The 14,153-nt window shown below is 61.8% G+C and carries 13 protein-coding genes; 10 read left to right on the plus strand and 3 right to left on the minus strand.

Annotated elements, in window-relative coordinates; translation table 11 throughout:
• Positions 1-251: hypothetical protein (locus PVZ78_RS03565; RefSeq protein WP_273828234.1), on the minus strand; the 251-nt coding region annotated here is incomplete at its 3' end.
• Here PVZ78_RS03565 and aguB point away from each other — a divergent pair.
• The 3 genes from aguB to PVZ78_RS03580 all read left to right on the plus strand — a co-directional run bounded on the left by aguB (position 250) and on the right by PVZ78_RS03580 (position 2,689).
• Complete coding sequence (aguB, locus tag PVZ78_RS03570) at positions 250-1,128, plus strand: N-carbamoylputrescine amidase (protein ID WP_273828235.1); 879 nt, start codon at positions 250-252, stop codon at positions 1,126-1,128. The genes PVZ78_RS03565 and aguB overlap by 2 nt on opposite strands.
• 4 nt (positions 1,129-1,132) lie before the next feature.
• The gene (aguA, locus tag PVZ78_RS03575) at positions 1,133-2,242 is read left to right on the plus strand and encodes an agmatine deiminase (protein WP_273828236.1); all 1,110 of its coding nucleotides are present in this window, start codon (positions 1,133-1,135) and stop codon (positions 2,240-2,242) included.
• Positions 2,243-2,488: 246 nt separating this feature from the next.
• Positions 2,489-2,689, plus strand: coding sequence for a hypothetical protein (locus PVZ78_RS03580; protein ID WP_038630380.1), 201 nt, complete (start codon positions 2,489-2,491; stop codon positions 2,687-2,689).
• A gap of 868 nt (positions 2,690-3,557) precedes the next feature.
• Here PVZ78_RS03580 and PVZ78_RS03585 read toward each other — a convergent pair.
• Positions 3,558-5,651 carry a TonB-dependent receptor gene (locus PVZ78_RS03585; protein ID WP_038630381.1) on the minus strand — a complete coding sequence of 698 codons (2,094 nt, stop codon included), beginning with the start codon at positions 5,649-5,651 and terminating at the stop codon, positions 3,558-3,560.
• 255 nt (positions 5,652-5,906) lie between these two features.
• On the opposite strand from PVZ78_RS03585, the gene PVZ78_RS03590 reads away from it, so the two are divergent.
• The 3 genes from PVZ78_RS03590 to PVZ78_RS03600 all read left to right on the plus strand — a co-directional run bounded on the left by PVZ78_RS03590 (position 5,907) and on the right by PVZ78_RS03600 (position 8,566).
• Complete coding sequence (locus PVZ78_RS03590; protein ID WP_028683825.1) at positions 5,907-6,602, plus strand: DsbA family protein; 696 nt, start codon at positions 5,907-5,909, stop codon at positions 6,600-6,602.
• Between the two features lie 27 nt (positions 6,603-6,629).
• The gene (locus PVZ78_RS03595; RefSeq protein WP_009046492.1) at positions 6,630-7,025 is read left to right on the plus strand and encodes a nuclear transport factor 2 family protein; all 396 of its coding nucleotides are present in this window, start codon (positions 6,630-6,632) and stop codon (positions 7,023-7,025) included.
• A gap of 236 nt (positions 7,026-7,261) precedes the next feature.
• Positions 7,262-8,566, plus strand: coding sequence for an OprD family porin (locus PVZ78_RS03600; protein WP_025808389.1), 1,305 nt, complete (start codon positions 7,262-7,264; stop codon positions 8,564-8,566).
• A gap of 201 nt (positions 8,567-8,767) precedes the next feature.
• Here the strand turns inward: PVZ78_RS03600 and PVZ78_RS03605 are convergent, their stop codons facing one another.
• The gene (locus PVZ78_RS03605; RefSeq protein WP_038582947.1) at positions 8,768-9,157 is read right to left on the minus strand and encodes a c-type cytochrome; all 390 of its coding nucleotides are present in this window, start codon (positions 9,155-9,157) and stop codon (positions 8,768-8,770) included.
• Between the two features lie 309 nt (positions 9,158-9,466).
• Between PVZ78_RS03605 and PVZ78_RS03610 the strand changes: the two genes are divergently transcribed.
• The 4 genes from PVZ78_RS03610 to PVZ78_RS03625 are packed head-to-tail and all read left to right on the plus strand — an operon-like array spanning position 9,467 to position 14,149.
• Complete coding sequence (locus PVZ78_RS03610) at positions 9,467-10,936, plus strand: cytochrome c oxidase subunit II (protein WP_273828237.1); 1,470 nt, start codon at positions 9,467-9,469, stop codon at positions 10,934-10,936.
• Positions 10,937-10,972: 36 nt separating this feature from the next.
• Positions 10,973-12,748, plus strand: a complete 1,776-nt coding sequence (gene ctaD / locus PVZ78_RS03615) for a cytochrome c oxidase subunit I (protein ID WP_016702588.1) — start codon at positions 10,973-10,975, stop codon at positions 12,746-12,748.
• Entirely contained in the window at positions 12,745-13,434 is a 690-nt protein-coding gene (locus tag PVZ78_RS03620) for a cytochrome c oxidase subunit 3 (protein ID WP_273828238.1), read from the plus strand. The genes ctaD and PVZ78_RS03620 overlap by 4 nt, the downstream gene beginning before the upstream one ends.
• 4 nt (positions 13,435-13,438) lie before the next feature.
• The gene (locus PVZ78_RS03625) at positions 13,439-14,149 is read left to right on the plus strand and encodes a heme-copper oxidase subunit III family protein (RefSeq protein WP_009046498.1); all 711 of its coding nucleotides are present in this window, start codon (positions 13,439-13,441) and stop codon (positions 14,147-14,149) included.
• Positions 14,150-14,153 lie beyond the last annotated feature (4 nt).

The following is a 14,153-nucleotide window of genomic DNA, read 5'->3' on the forward strand; positions in this document are numbered from 1 at the left end:
GAGCGAGCTTGCTCGCGATAGCGCCAGAACAGACAACCCCATCCCCAGAACGACCCGATAAATACCGATAAGAATCGGTATTTATCGGGTTTTATTTTTGAATTTATATTTTTATGACTTCTAAAGTCGATTTTTATCGGATATAAAGTCATCCCTGTCGGGACCCGGCCAAGCCGCGTCCGGCCTTGCCCTTTTCTGTCATCGGCCGATGCCACCATCGGTCCTTTGCTGCTGCCCAGGAGATGATTCATGAGCCGTATCGTTACCGTCGCCGCAACCCAGATGGCCTGTTCCTGGGACCTCGAAGCCAATATCGAGACCGCGGAAAAGCTGGTCCGCGAGGCCGCCGCCAAAGGTGCGCAGATCATCCTGATCCAGGAACTGTTCGAGACCCCGTACTTCTGCCAGAAGCCGAACCCGGACTACCTGCAGCTGGCCACCCCGGTGGAAGGCAACGCGGCCATCGCCCACTTCCAGAAGGTCGCCCGCGAGCTGCAGGTGGTGCTGCCGATCAGCTTCTTCGAGTTGGCCGGGCGTGCGCGTTTCAACAGCATCGCGATCATCGACGCCGACGGCAGCAACCTCGGGATTTATCGTAAAAGCCACATCCCGGACGGCCCCGGCTATCACGAAAAGTACTACTTCAATCCGGGCGACACCGGCTTCAAGGTATGGAACACCCGCTACGCGAAAATCGGCGTGGGCATCTGCTGGGATCAGTGGTTCCCCGAGTGCGCCCGCAGCATGGCGCTGCAAGGCGCGGAGATTCTGTTTTACCCGACCGCCATCGGCAGCGAGCCCCACGACAAGAGCATCTTGTCCCGCGACCACTGGCAGCGCGTGCAACAAGGCCACGCCGGCGCCAACCTGATGCCGCTGATCGCCAGCAACCGCATCGGCAACGAAGAGCAGGACGGCTACGACATCACCTTCTACGGCTCGTCGTTCATCGCCAACCCGTTCGGCGAGAAGGTTGAAGAACTGAACGAGACTGAAGAAGGTATTCTTGTCCACAGTTTCGACCTCGACGAGCTGGAACACATTCGCAGCGCCTGGGGTTCGTTCCGCGACCGTCGGCCGAACCTGTACAGCGCGATCAAAACCCTCGACGGTTCCCTGGAGTCCTGAACCCATGACCACTTTGCACAGCACCCCTCGCGCCGACGGCTTCTACATGCCAGCCGAGTGGGCGACGCAGACCCAGACCTGGATGATCTGGCCCGAGCGCCCGGACAACTGGCGCCTGGGCGGCAAGCCGGCGCAAGCCGCGCATGTAGCGGTGGCCAAGGCCATCGCCCGCTTCGAACCGGTGACCGTGGCGGTCTCCGCGGGCCAGTATGAAAACGCCCGGGCGCGGCTGCTGGATGCGCCGAATATCCGCCTGGTGGAGATGTCCAGCGACGACGCCTGGGTCCGGGATACCGGCCCGACCTTCGTCATCAACGACAAGGGCGAAGTCCGTGGCGTGAACTGGGATTTCAACGCCTGGGGCGGTTTCGACGGCGGCCTGTATTCGCCGTGGAACCGTGACTCGCAGGTGGGCGGCAAGATCCTCGAGATCGAGCGCAGCCCGCGTTACCGCACCGAGGGCTTTGTGCTCGAAGGCGGCTCGATTCACGTCGACGGCGAAGGCACGGTGATCACCACCGAAGAGTGCCTGCTCAACCGCAATCGCAACCCGCACCTGAACCGTGCCGAGATCGAAGCGGTGCTCAGCGCCAACCTGGCGGTGGATAAGGTCATCTGGCTGCCGGACGGCCTGTACAACGACGAAACCGACGGCCATGTGGATAACTTCTGCTGCTACGTGCGCCCGGGCGAAGTGCTGCTGGCCTGGACCGACGACCCGCAGGACCCGAACTACCCACGCTGCCAGGCAGCGCTGAAAGTGCTGCAAGACAGCACCGACGCCAAGGGTCGCCCGTTCACCGTGCACAAGATGCCGATTCCGGGGCCGTTGTATGCGACCGAAGAAGAGTGCGCGGGCGTCGACCCGGTGGACGGCACCCAGGAACGTAATCCGTCGGTGCGCCTGGCCGGTTCCTATGTGAACTTCCTGATCGTCAACGGCGGCATCATCGCCCCGAGTTTCGACGACCCTCTGGATGCCCAGGCCAAGGAGATTCTGCAGAACCTGTTCCCGCAGCACGAAGTGGTGATGGTGCCGGGTCGCGAGTTGTTACTGGGGGGCGGAAATATCCATTGCCTTACCCAACAGCAACCGGCGCCGCACAAGGTTTGAGTGTTGTTGTAACAGCCTGTGACGCCTGATTGACGGGCTGTTACATGGATCCAATCCGGCGTCGCCCGGCGAGCCCGCAGCCCTGATGGACTGCGGGTTTTTTTGTATCCGAAAGCCAGCAATCGCGGGACCTTGGCATAGCTCTTGTATCTCTCGCGAGGTCACTCTGAGGCCGGTGGAACTGCGATGTTCTGTCATAAACCTTGGATAAGTTAGCCGCTCACAAACCGGGAGAGAGCGCTGGAGATGAATAGGGTCAGCGAGCGGACTTCACATCCCTTGGCAATGAATAACGAATCGCTTCAGGTTCTGGCGCAATGGTTGAAGTCCAATGGAACGCGACAGGTCCGGGAAGCCGACCCGCGTCGGATGATCCTCGATCGTTACCCTGCTGGTTTGTTCAGCGAGGCGGAACTCGAAGCGTTGTGGGATGTGTTGGAAGGATAGGCAAACAACGGATTGGTAAAAGCGCTGCCCTGATGGCAGCGCTTTTTTTTGCGCGAATGTAGCCGCTGCCGCAGGCTGCGATAGGTCCGAAGGACCTCCAGCGAGCTCAAGAGCAGCGCCCGCTGCGCGGTCGATCGCAGCCTCGCGGTGCTCGGCAGCGGCTACAGGGTGTAATCCGATACTTCGGTACACGCGATCGTGTGTAGCCGCTGCCGAAGGCTGCGATAGGTCCGAAGGACCTCCAGCGGGCTCAAGAGCAGCGCCCGCTTCGCGGTCGATCGCAGCCTCACGGTGCTCGGCAGCGGCTACAGGGTGCAACCCGATAGTTCGGTGCATGCGATCGGTGTAGCCGCTGCCGCAGGCTGCGATAGGTCCGAAGGACCTCCAGCGGGCTCAAGAGCGGCGCCCGCTTCGCGGTCGATCGCAGCCTCGCGGTGCTCGGCAGCGGCTACAGGGTGCAACCCGATAGTTCGGTACATGCGATCGTGTGTAGCCGCTGCCGCAGGCTGCGATAGGTCCGAAGGACCTCCAGCGGGCTCAAGAGCAGCGCCCGCTTCGCGGTCGATCGCAGCCTCGCGGTGCTCGGCAGCGGCTACAGGGTGCAATCCGATAGTTCGGTACACGCGATCGGTGTAGCCGCTGCCGCAGGCTGCGATAGGTCTGAAGGACCTCTAGCGGGCTCAAGAGCGGCGCCCGCTTCGCGGTCGATCGCAGCCTCGCGGTGCTCGGCAGCGGCTACAGGGTGCAATCCGATAGTACGGTACATGCGATCGTGTGTAGCCGCTGCCGCAGGCTGCGATCGGCCGCGCAGCGGACGCCAGGCCGCCACTGCGCTCAGGCGATGGCTGGCCGCATCCATGGCTGCGTTTTAGAAGCTGTAGGTACCGGTCACCACCAGGCTGCGCGGGTCGCCGAACTGGATCTGCCCGGCGCTGGTGGCTGAGGAGTAGTAAGTGCGGTCGCTGATGTTGTTCAGCGCGGCCCGCAGGTCCCAGTCCTTCTGCCGGAAGCCGGCCAGGGCGTCCCAGCGGCCATAGCCCGGAAGCATCACGGTATTGGCGTTGTCGGCATAACGATCACCCACCAGGGTCAGGCCGGTCTCGGCGTACCAGCCCATTTCCGGTTTCCAGGTCACGAACAGGCTGCCGTTGCGCTTGGCCACGTTGTTCACCCGGTTACCTTCGTCACCGTTATTGCTCTTGACCACAGTCGCGTCCTGCAGGCCGATGCCACCGCGTATCGACCAGTTGCCGACGATCTTGCCGGCCGCGGTCAGTTCCACGCCGCGTGAGCGCTGCAGGCCGGTCAGCAGGATCACGTTCGGGTCTTCCACGCTGCGGCTGCGGCGGTTGTAGAGCTCCAGCTCATAGACCGCCAGGGTGGTGCTGAAGCGGTCGTCAAGCCAGTCGCTCTTGACCCCGATTTCCTTCTGCCGAGTGCGTTCGGGGCTCAGGTCGTTGGTGTTGCCGTTGGCGTTCGGGGTGATGCCGATCAGGCCACCGCCGACGGGGGAAAAGCTCTTGCTCCAGGAGGCGTAGAAGGAGTGGTTCTCCAGCGGGGTCCAGACCACGCCCAGACGGGGGCTGGTGCTGTGACTGTCGCGGTCGTCCTTGCGATCCAGGAGCTTGTTGTGGGTCTCGACGTTGAAGTTGTCGTAGCGCAGGCCGGCGAGGACTTGCCACTGATCGTTCAGGCGCAGCTGGTCCTGGACATAGACGGCGCGGCTTTCCACCTCGCTGTGGTTGTAACTGGACGCCACCATTTTCCCGGTATGGCGCAGGTTTTTATCCGGGTTGAACGGGTCCAGGGACGGCACGGCCTGGCCACCGGCGCTGACCGCCGCTGCGGTGTAGAGCTTCGGATCGCGTCGCTGGCTGCCCAGCTCGACACCCGTCAGCAGTCGGTGTTCGAGGCCGAAGGTATCGAAGGTGCCTTCGACTTCGAGGTTGTTGTAAATGTTGCGGGTGTTCAGGTCCTGCTGCCAGCGCTGGCGGTTCACCCGCTTGGTGCGGCTGTCGTAGCCGGTCTGGTAGGTGTTGTCGAAATCGCTGTTGAGCTTGAACAGGCTCAGGGTATGGCGCAGTTGCCAGTTGTCGTTCAGCTCGTAGCTGAGCTTGGAACGCAGGGACTGGGACTTGTCGTCGATGTAGTCGCGCTTGTCGCCGTAAGTGGTGTCGCGGCTCACGTCCGCCGGGCGCCCGTCGATCCCCGGGATGCCGCGGTCCGGCGTGCGGTTGTAGCGGCTGTATTCGTACTGCACCAGCCAGTTCAGGTCCTGCGTCAGCTGCCAGCTCATGGACGGCGCGAACAGCTGGCGACTGCCACTGACGCCGTCGCGGAAGCTGTTGTTGTCCTGGTTGCCCATGTTCAGGCGCAGGCTGATGTTCTCGCTGGGGTCGGCGCTGAGGTCGGCATACAGGCTGCGCAGGTCTTCGCTGCCGCCTTTGACTTCGACGCTGGAGTGGCGGCCGAACTGCGGCAGCTTGCTCACCCGATTGACGATCCCGCCCTGGCTGCCACGGCCGTAAAGCACCGCCGCCGGGCCCTTGAGCACCTCGATGCGCTCGATGTTGTGCAGGTCGCGCACGTACTGGCTGTCGTCACGGACGCCGTCGAGGTAGAAGTCGTTGCTGGCGTCGAAGCCGCGAATGCGCAGGCTGTCGAAGCGAGTGTCGGCGCCGCTGCTGACGTTGGGAATGCCGCTCAGGGCCGTGCCCAGATCGTTGATGCCGTAGTCCAGCACGTTGCTGGTCTTCACCGAGTCGATGGCTTGCGGCACATAGCGCACCGGCGTGGCGGTGCGGGTCGCGGTGCTGACTTCCTTGACTCGTGGATCGTCGGCATCGACTTCTGCGCTGATGGCGGTGGCTGGCAGGGTGGTCGGGGCGGCGCAGGTGAAACCGGCCGTCAGCGAGGCGCAAAAGCCAAGGGTGAGGGGAGTCAGGCGGAAGGGGGCAGGCATGGAAAAACGCATCCAGAAGGGTGAAGGAAACAGTGGTCGCGAATGGTAATGCTTGCTATTTACTTTCGTTAATTATTCTTGGAAAGTTCCCCGGGCGGATTGTTTCAATTTGTGTCTTGATTGAAATGAAGTGGATACACGGCCGATTCGACCGATTCCCGAAACAGACTAAAAGCCATTCCAGCGTTTTTTCCTGTGGGCCACGGGCATAGTCTGCCGCCATCGAATTTATCGGCCTTTGTCCCGGAGCCTTGCATGTCGGCAGCGACCCTTCATTACATCTACGATCCTTTGTGCGGTTGGTGCTACGGCGCCAAGCCGCTGGTGCAGGCGGCCCAGGCGGTGCTGCCGGTGGTGGCCCATGGCGGCGGCATGATGACCGGGCGCAACTGCCAGCAGGTTTCGCCGCAACTGCGCGATTACGTCATGCCCCATGACCGGCGCATTGCCGAATACACCGGGCAGCCGTTCGGCGAGGCCTACTTCGAAGGTTTGCTGCGCGATCATTCGGCGGTCTTCGATTCGGCCCCGCCGATCGCCGCGGCCCTGGCGGCGCAGGCGCTCGCCGGGCGCGGCCTGGAATTGCTCGGACGCTTGCAGACGGCGCATTACGTCGAAGGGCGACGCATCGCCGATGTCGACGTACTGTTGGAGCTCGCCGAAGGCCTGGGCTTTGAGCGCGGCGAGTTCGAGGAAGCCTTCGAATACGCCGCGGCGAACAGCCTGGACGAGCACATCAAGGCCAGCCGCGCCTTGTTGGCCCGGGTCGGTGGCCAGGGTTTTCCGACCCTGGTGCTGGAACAGGACGGTCAGTTCAGGCTGATCGATATCAGCCCCTGGCTGGGCAAGCCGCAGGCGTTCGCCGACTGGCTGAGCGAGGCCTTCGGTACGCCCGAGGTCGAGCTTTCACCGAGCCTGCAGGCCTGTGGCCTGGACGGTTGCGCCCTTTGAACCACCCACTTATTGACGGAGTCACCCATGGATAACCTGGCACTGATCAAAAGCACCTACGAAGGCGCCAACTCCCAGGAGAACGCGAAAAACACCGCCGCCGCCCTGGCCGCCGATGCGCGCTGGACCGAGGCGGCAGGCTTTCCCTACGCCGGCACCTACATCGGTTTCGATGCCGTGGTGGAGAATGTCTTCAAGCGCCTGGCCACCGAATGGGAAGGCTTTGCCTTCACCGTCGAGAACTATGTGGCCCAGGGCGACAAGGTGTTCGCCTACGGCAATTACAGCGGCGTCTATAAAGCCACGGGCAAACCGCTGAATGCCCGCGTGGCCCATTTGTGGACCCTCAAGGATGGCAAGGTCACGCACTTCGAACAGTTCGTCGACAGCCATACCGTGCAACTGGCCATCAAGGATCGTTAAGTTCTTAGACGATTTTCGCCTATTTTCAGACGATTCTTGAAATTGACACACTGTTCGGGGCGCAGATAGGATTCGCGCCAACGCCTGTGGCCAACGGCCATGACATTCAAATAATAAAAGGCCCGCCGCGACTCTTCGTGGGCGGGTCTTTTTGTTCTGGCCTGAAAAAAGAGCGCTTAAGCGCCGTTTCCAAGGAGCACCACAGCGCGTCATCAACCCGTAATAAGGAAAATAAAATGTTGAACAAGCGGATCGGTCTGATCGCACTGGGGATTCTGAGCAGTACTCAAGTTATGGCTAACGACCAGGCTGAGTCCAAGGGGTTTGTCGAGGACAGCAGCCTGAAAATCCTGCTGCGCAACGCCTACATCAATCGCGACAAGAAAAACGGTAACGATGACCAGCGCGAGTGGGGTCAAGCGGCCATCGGTACCTTCTCGTCGGGCTTCACCCAAGGCACCGTGGGCGTGGGCGTCGACGCCTTCGGCCTGTACGGCCTGCGCCTGGATAAAGGCAGCCACAGCGGCGGCCAGGGCATCGACTTCTTCAAGCCAAGCGAAGGCGGCAACAAGAGCCCGGCAGGCGACCTGGCCAAGGCCGGCGCCGCGGTCAAATTCCGCCTGTCCAACACCGTCCTGACCTACGGCGACCAGATGCCGGCCCTGCCGGTGCTGAGCTACGACAATGGCCGTCTGCTGCCGGAAAGCTACACCGGTACCCTGATCACCTCCAAAGAGATCAAGGGTCTGGAGCTGAACGCCGGTCGTTTCACCGCCGAGTCGCGTAAAAGCGCCGAAGGCCGTGACAGCGGTGGCCTGAAGTCGATCAACGTATTGGGCGGCAGCTACCAGTTCACCGAACAGTTCAAGGGCTCGCTGTACGCTTCCGACGTCGAAGACGTGCTGAAGAAGCAGTACGTGAACCTGAACTACGTGTTCCCGCTGGCCACCGATCAGTCCCTGACCTTCGACTTCAACGGCTACCGCACCAAGCTGGACAAGTCCTACGCCGAGTTCAAAGAAGCAGGCGGCCAGGACAACAAAATCTGGAGCCTGGCAGCCACCTACGCCACCGGCCCGCACTCCTTCACCCTGGCGCACCAGCGCAGCACCGGCGACAGCAACCTGGGCTACGCCTACGGCGGCTACCAGAAAGAGCAGCACCGCGTGGGCGACGGTGGCAACACCATCTACCTGGCCAACTCCTACTGGTCCGACTTCAACGCTGAAGACGAGCGCAGCTGGCAGCTGGGCTACGGTCTGGACTTCGGCGCCTTCGGCGTACCGGGCCTGACCTACAACCTGGCTTACGTGCGTGGTGACAACATCACCTCCACCAACAGCGAGGGCCACACCACCACTGGCGGCACCGAGCGCGAAATTTTCAACCAGTTCAAGTACGTGGTCCAGAGCGGCCCGGCCAAGGACCTGAGCGTCAAGGTTCGTAGCTCGATCCTGCGCGTATCGCAGAAGTCCAGCGGCTACAACGACAGCGGTAACGAACTGCGTGTGTTCGTCGACTACCCGATCAACGTGTTCTGATGAATGCCTGATCGCGGCCTGATACCAGGCCAGCAATAGAAAAAGCCCCGACTGGTTCGGGGCTTTTTTGTGGGCATTACCCCGTCCTGAATAGCACCGCGGCTCTCTGTAGCCGCTGCCGCCAGGCTGCGATCGGGCGCGAAGCGCCCGCGGATCGGAGAGCGGTTGTTGCTCAGTCCGAGTTGATCACCAATCGACGGGTTATTGCGCCTGAAAGCTCTGCAGATAAGCCAGCAGATTATCGATCTTCTCCTGATCGCTCAGCCCCCAGAAAATCATCCGCGTACCAGGCACCACCGCCTTCGGATCTTCCAGGTAGGCCACCAGCTTGTCGCGGGTCCAGACGATGCCGGACGACTTCATCGCATCGGAGTACTGATAGTCCGCCACGCTCCCCGCCGTGCGCCCGAAAATGCCATTGAGCTGCGGCCCGAAAGAGCTGCGCACCGAAGGCCCGATATTGTGGCAGCCGCCGCAAATGCGCTTGAACAGCTTGCCACCGGCCTCGGCATCGCCCACTGCTTCTGCCTGGGCGTGGAGCGACAGCAGGCTGAGCATCAGGGTCAAGGTCAGGGCGGCGGTTCTTTTCATGTTCGGCTCCGGATCGGGTGTGGCTTGTGGCAAAAGCGGGGGGGCTATTTGAGCATGGTTGGCGGGTGTTGGGGATGGCCATCAGGGGAAAGGGACGTGGTGGTGTCACAGCTCCCTGGCCCGGTGTCGCGTAGGGACCCGGCGCCGCACGTCCGTTGGGGCGCACTATACTTTTCAGAAGATTTGCCCCGGGGATAGAGGCAATGTTCCAGCAGGCTTGGGAGGAGGGTTAGGCATCGGTGTGGCGCTGCGGTTGGGCGACGTTGCGTTTGCACGGCCACAGAACAACCGGCACGGGATGACGAGAAAATGGCGATAGCAATCATCTTGGTTCTAGTCGTTGTCGCTTCAGTGCTGTTTCACCTGCTTGCTCCCTGGCAGATGACGCCGGCGGCCTCCAACTGGGGGTCGATAGACACCACGCTGCTGATCACCCTGGTCATCACCGGCATCTTTTTCATCGCCATCACGGTATTCATGGCCATCGCCGTGATTCGCTTCCGTCATCGGGAAGGTGTCCGGGCGCACTACCAGCCGGAAAGCAAGAAGCTGGAAGGGTGGCTGGTCATCCTCACCTCGCTGGGCATCATCGGCATGCTGGCGCCTGGCCTGGTGGTCTACAACGATTTCGTCCAGGTGCCGCAAGAGGCTACCCAGCTCGAAGTGGTTGCCCAGCAGTGGCAGTGGGCTTTTCGCTTTCCCGGACAGGACGGAAAACTCGGCAAGGCGGATGTCAAATGGATCGATCCCGGCAACCCCTTCGGTCTTGATCGCAACGATCCTGCGGGGCAGGACGATGTGCTGGTCATGAACAATGAAGTGCGCCTGCCCATCGATCGGCCGGTAAAAGTCCTGCTGCGGGCAAAGGATGTTCTGCACGATTTCTATGTTCCGCAGATGCGCGCAAAGATGGATATGGTGCCGGGCATGGTGTCCCACTTCTGGTTTACCCCGACCCGGCTCGGCAAGTTTGAAGTGCTGTGCGCCGAGTACTGTGGCCTGGGGCATTTCAATATGCGCGGCCATCTGATTATCGAGGAGCAGGGCGCTTTCGACCAATGGTTCGCCAGCCAGCCGACCTTTGTCCAGACGCTGACGAGCGTCGCCACGCCAAGCCGGGACAGCCTGCTGGAAAAAGGTCGCCAACTGGTGGAAAGCCATGGCTGTCGCGCCTGCCATAGCCAGGACGGCAGCACCAGCCTGGGCCCGGGCTGGAAGGACCTGTACGGCCGTTCTGAACCGCTGGCCGATGGCAGCAGCGTCCAGGTCGACGAGGCCTACCTCAAGGAGTCGATTCTTAAGCCGCAGGCCAGGCTGGTCCAGGGATTCCCGCCGGTCATGGTGGCCTATACTTTCACCCAGGATGACCTGGCCGCGGTGGTGGCCTTCATCAAGTCGCTGAGTGCCGCGGGGCAGAACGAGCAAGGCCCTGCGGGCGCACAGGACGAGCTGGCGGCGCAGGGACAGCGGCTGGCCGAATCGCTGGGTTGCCTGGCCTGTCACAGTATCGATGGCAGCCAGGGTATCGGCCCGAGCTGGCAGGGTTTGTACGGCAAGACGGAAACCCTGGCCGATGGTTCTCAGATCAAGGTCGATGAGGGCTACCTGAAGGATTCCGTGCGCCAACCTGGCGCTGCGATCGTCAAGGGTTATGCCGCAGTGATGCCGACCTTTACCCCCAATGACAAGGAACTGGACGCTCTGATCGCCTTCATCAAGTCGAAAGCTGCTGTCGACGCGGATGCCGGCAAGGTGGAATCGGGCAAGTCGCCTAAATAGCCGGAAATGCTCCGAAACTTAGCGGAGGATGACCTGATGGCTTATGTCGAGCACGCAGAAACAGAAGTCCTGCACGAACCGAAGAGCTTCTTCACGCGCTATATCTGGAGCCAGGACCACAAGGTCATCGCTATCCAGTATTCCTTGACGGCGATATCCGTGGGGCTCGTCGCCCTGGTGCTGTCCGGCCTGATGCGCATGCAGATCGGCTTTCCCGGCAGCCTCGAGTTCATGGATGCCAGCACCTATTACCAGGCGATGACCATGCACGGCATGATCATGGTCATCTACCTGCTGACGGCGCTGTTCCTGGGCGGCTTCGGCAACTATCTGATTCCGCTGATGGTTGGCGCCCGGGACATGGTCTTCCCCTACGTCAACATGCTGAGCTTCTGGTTCTACCTGCTCTCGGTCCTGGTGCTGCTTTCCAGCTTCTTCGTCCCGGGCGGGCCCACCGGGGCGGGCTGGACACTCTATCCGCCGCAATCGATCACCCAGGGCACCCCGGGAACCGAATGGGGCATCGTGTTGATGCTGGTGTCGCTGGCGATCTTCATCGTCGCCGCCACCATGGGCGGGCTGAACTACGTGACCACGGTGCTGCAGGCCCGCACTCGCGGCATGACACTGTTTCGCATGCCGCTCTCCGTCTGGGGCATCTTCATGGCCTCGATCCTGGCCCTGCTGGCCTTTCCGGCCTTGTTCGTCAGCGCCGTGATGATGCTGTTCGACAAGCTGCTGGGCACCAGCTTCTTCATGCCGGCGGTGATCTCGATGGGGCAGCAGCTCGCGCACCAGGGCGGCAGCCCGATACTGTTCCAGCACCTGTTCTGGTTCTTCGGCCATCCGGAGGTCTACATCGTCGCCCTCCCGGCGTTCGGCCTGGTCTCCGACCTGATCAGCACCCATGCGCGCAAGAACATCTTCGGTTACCGCATGATGGTGTGGGCCATCGTCGCCATCGGCGTGTTGAGCTTCGTGGTCTGGGCGCACCACATGTACGTCAGTGGGATGAACCCGTACTTCGGCTTCTTTTTCGCCGCCACCACCTTGATCATCGCCGTGCCGACCGCGCTGAAAGTCTACAACTGGGTGCTGACCCTGTGGCATGGCGACATCCACCTGACGGTGCCGATGCTGTTCGCCCTGGCCTTTATCGTCACCTTCCTGGTCGGTGGTCTTACCGGCTTGTTTCTCGGCAACGTGATTGTGGATATCCCGCTGTCGGACACCTACTTCGTGGTGGCCCACTTCCATATGGTCATGGGGGTGGCGCCGATCCTGGTGATATTTGGCGCCATCTATCACTGGTTTCCGAAGATCACCGGGCGCCTGATGAACGACACCCTGGGCAAGCTGCATTTCTGGATAACCTTCCTGGGGACCTACTGCATCTACTTCCCCATGCACTACCTGGGGCTGCTGGGCATGCCCCGGCGCTATTACGCCTGGCAGAACTACGACTTCATCCCGCAATCGGCGCAGCAACTGAATGCGTTCATCACCGTTGTCGCGCTGACGGTCGGGGTATGCCAGCTGCTGTTCCTCTTCAACCTGGCCTGGAGTGCCTTCAAAGGCAAGCCGGCAGGCCCGAACCCATGGGGGGCGGCCAGCCTGGAGTGGCAGACGCCGGACACCCCGCCCGTCCATGGCAACTGGGGGCCGGAGCTGCCGGTGGTGCACCGTTGGGCCTATGACTACAGCGTGCCCGGGATAGAGCAGGACTTCGTGCCGCAGACGGTCTCTGCCCAGGAGCTGGAGCAGATGAGGCAGCGCTGTGTGGAAGCCAGGGCCGCGAGCGAAAGACCATGAACGGGCCGCTATTGAAAAACACCGACAGCGCCGGCGCCGGAGGCCGTTGGAGCCAGCCCCCAGGCAGCTCTCGGGTGCCAGGCTTCGATAGGGCGAAAGCCGCAAAAGTGGGCCTGCGCGTGTTCCTGGGGGCGGTGACCTCGTTGTTCCTGCTGTTCCTGTTGGCCTTTATCGCGCGTTCGCAAATGGTGGACTGGCAGCCGCTGACCGACCCGTTGGCGCCGCTGGCCAGTGCCCGGCAACTCTGGCTGAACACGATCCTGCTGGTGCTGGGCAGTGTCAGCCTGCAGTGGGCGCGACTGGCCGCCCGGCGGGGCGCGTTGAGCGGGACCCGCCTCGGCTTCACCCTGGGCGGCGTCTTTGCGATCGCCTTTATCGGGGGGCAACTCTGGGTCTGGAAGCAGTTCGTCGACTGGGGTTATTTCGTCTCCGCCAATCCGGCCAACAGCTTTTTCTATCTGCTGACCGGCGTGCACGGGCTGCATCTGCTGGGAGGCCTGGTGGCCTGGGGCAGAGTCGGCGCCCGGTTCCTGCGACGGGTTGCGCTGTCGCAACTGGCGTCCAGCGTGGAGCTCTGCGCCATCTACTGGCACTACCTGCTGGGGCTCTGGATCGTCCTCTTCTTCCTGCTGACCAGCACGCCGGAAACCTATCAAGCCATCGCCGCGTTCTGCGGCCTGAGGTGAAGCCATGGCATTGCCCTCAGCAACCCCTCCGGAAGATCCCGTCCCGCCCCCACCCGATACGCTGGTAGCGGGGTGGAAGAGCATCGCCACCGACTGGGCCTCGGATCAGGATGTGTTCAAGCGGGTGCCCTGGGGCAAGGCGATGATGTGGATCTTCCTGCTCAGCGACACCTTTATCTTCACCTGCTTCCTGACCGGCTACATGTCGGTGCGCATCAGTGCCACCGCCCCCTGGCCGAACCCCAGCGAAGTGTTCGCCCTGACCATCGGTGGCGTTGAAATCCCGTTGATCCTGATTGCCATCATGACCTTCGTGCTGATCAGCAGCAGCGGCACCATGGCCATGGCCGTGAACTTCGCCTATCGCCGTGTACGCGGCAAATGCGCGGCCCTGATGCTGGCTACCGCGGCCTTCGGGGCGACCTTTGTCAGCATGCAGGCGTTCGAGTGGAGCAAGCTTATCGCCGAAGGCGTACGCCCCTGGTCGAACCCCATGGGCGCCGCGCAATTCGGTGCCAGCTTTTTCATGATCACCGGATTCCACGGGCTGCATGTATCGATCGGCGTCATTTACCTGTGCATCGTCGCCTTCAAGGTATTGCGCGGTGACTACGAGCGCTCCGGCAACTATCAGATCGTCGAGATCGCCGGGCTGTACTGGCACTTCGTGGACCTGGTGTGGGTATTTATCTTCGCTTTCTTCTACTTATGGTGAGCCC

It is taken from the genome of Pseudomonas sp. SBT1-2 (genome assembly GCF_028640875.1).
Taxonomy (GTDB): Bacteria; Pseudomonadota; Gammaproteobacteria; order Pseudomonadales; family Pseudomonadaceae; genus Aquipseudomonas; species Aquipseudomonas chlororaphis_I.

What these genes read in the sequence shown, in the direction of transcription:
- PVZ78_RS03585 (WP_038630381.1), bottom strand. Translation starts at nt 5,651, where the DNA reads ATGCCTGCCCCCTTCCGCCTGACTCCCCTCACCCTTGGCTTTTGCGCC.
- PVZ78_RS03605 (WP_038582947.1), bottom strand. Translation starts at nt 9,157, where the DNA reads ATGAAAAGAACCGCCGCCCTGACCTTGACCCTGATGCTCAGCCTGCTG.
- PVZ78_RS03600 (WP_025808389.1), top strand. Translation starts at nt 7,262, where the DNA reads ATGTTGAACAAGCGGATCGGTCTGATCGCACTGGGGATTCTGAGCAGT.
- PVZ78_RS03595 (WP_009046492.1), top strand. Translation starts at nt 6,630, where the DNA reads ATGGATAACCTGGCACTGATCAAAAGCACCTACGAAGGCGCCAACTCC.
- ctaD (WP_016702588.1), top strand. Translation starts at nt 10,973, where the DNA reads ATGGCTTATGTCGAGCACGCAGAAACAGAAGTCCTGCACGAACCGAAG.
- PVZ78_RS03625 (WP_009046498.1), top strand. Translation starts at nt 13,439, where the DNA reads ATGGCATTGCCCTCAGCAACCCCTCCGGAAGATCCCGTCCCGCCCCCA.
- PVZ78_RS03610 (WP_273828237.1), top strand. Translation starts at nt 9,467, where the DNA reads ATGGCGATAGCAATCATCTTGGTTCTAGTCGTTGTCGCTTCAGTGCTG.
- aguB (WP_273828235.1), top strand. Translation starts at nt 250, where the DNA reads ATGAGCCGTATCGTTACCGTCGCCGCAACCCAGATGGCCTGTTCCTGG.
- PVZ78_RS03620 (WP_273828238.1), top strand. Translation starts at nt 12,745, where the DNA reads ATGAACGGGCCGCTATTGAAAAACACCGACAGCGCCGGCGCCGGAGGC.
- PVZ78_RS03580 (WP_038630380.1), top strand. Translation starts at nt 2,489, where the DNA reads ATGAATAGGGTCAGCGAGCGGACTTCACATCCCTTGGCAATGAATAAC.
- aguA (WP_273828236.1), top strand. Translation starts at nt 1,133, where the DNA reads ATGACCACTTTGCACAGCACCCCTCGCGCCGACGGCTTCTACATGCCA.
- PVZ78_RS03590 (WP_028683825.1), top strand. Translation starts at nt 5,907, where the DNA reads ATGTCGGCAGCGACCCTTCATTACATCTACGATCCTTTGTGCGGTTGG.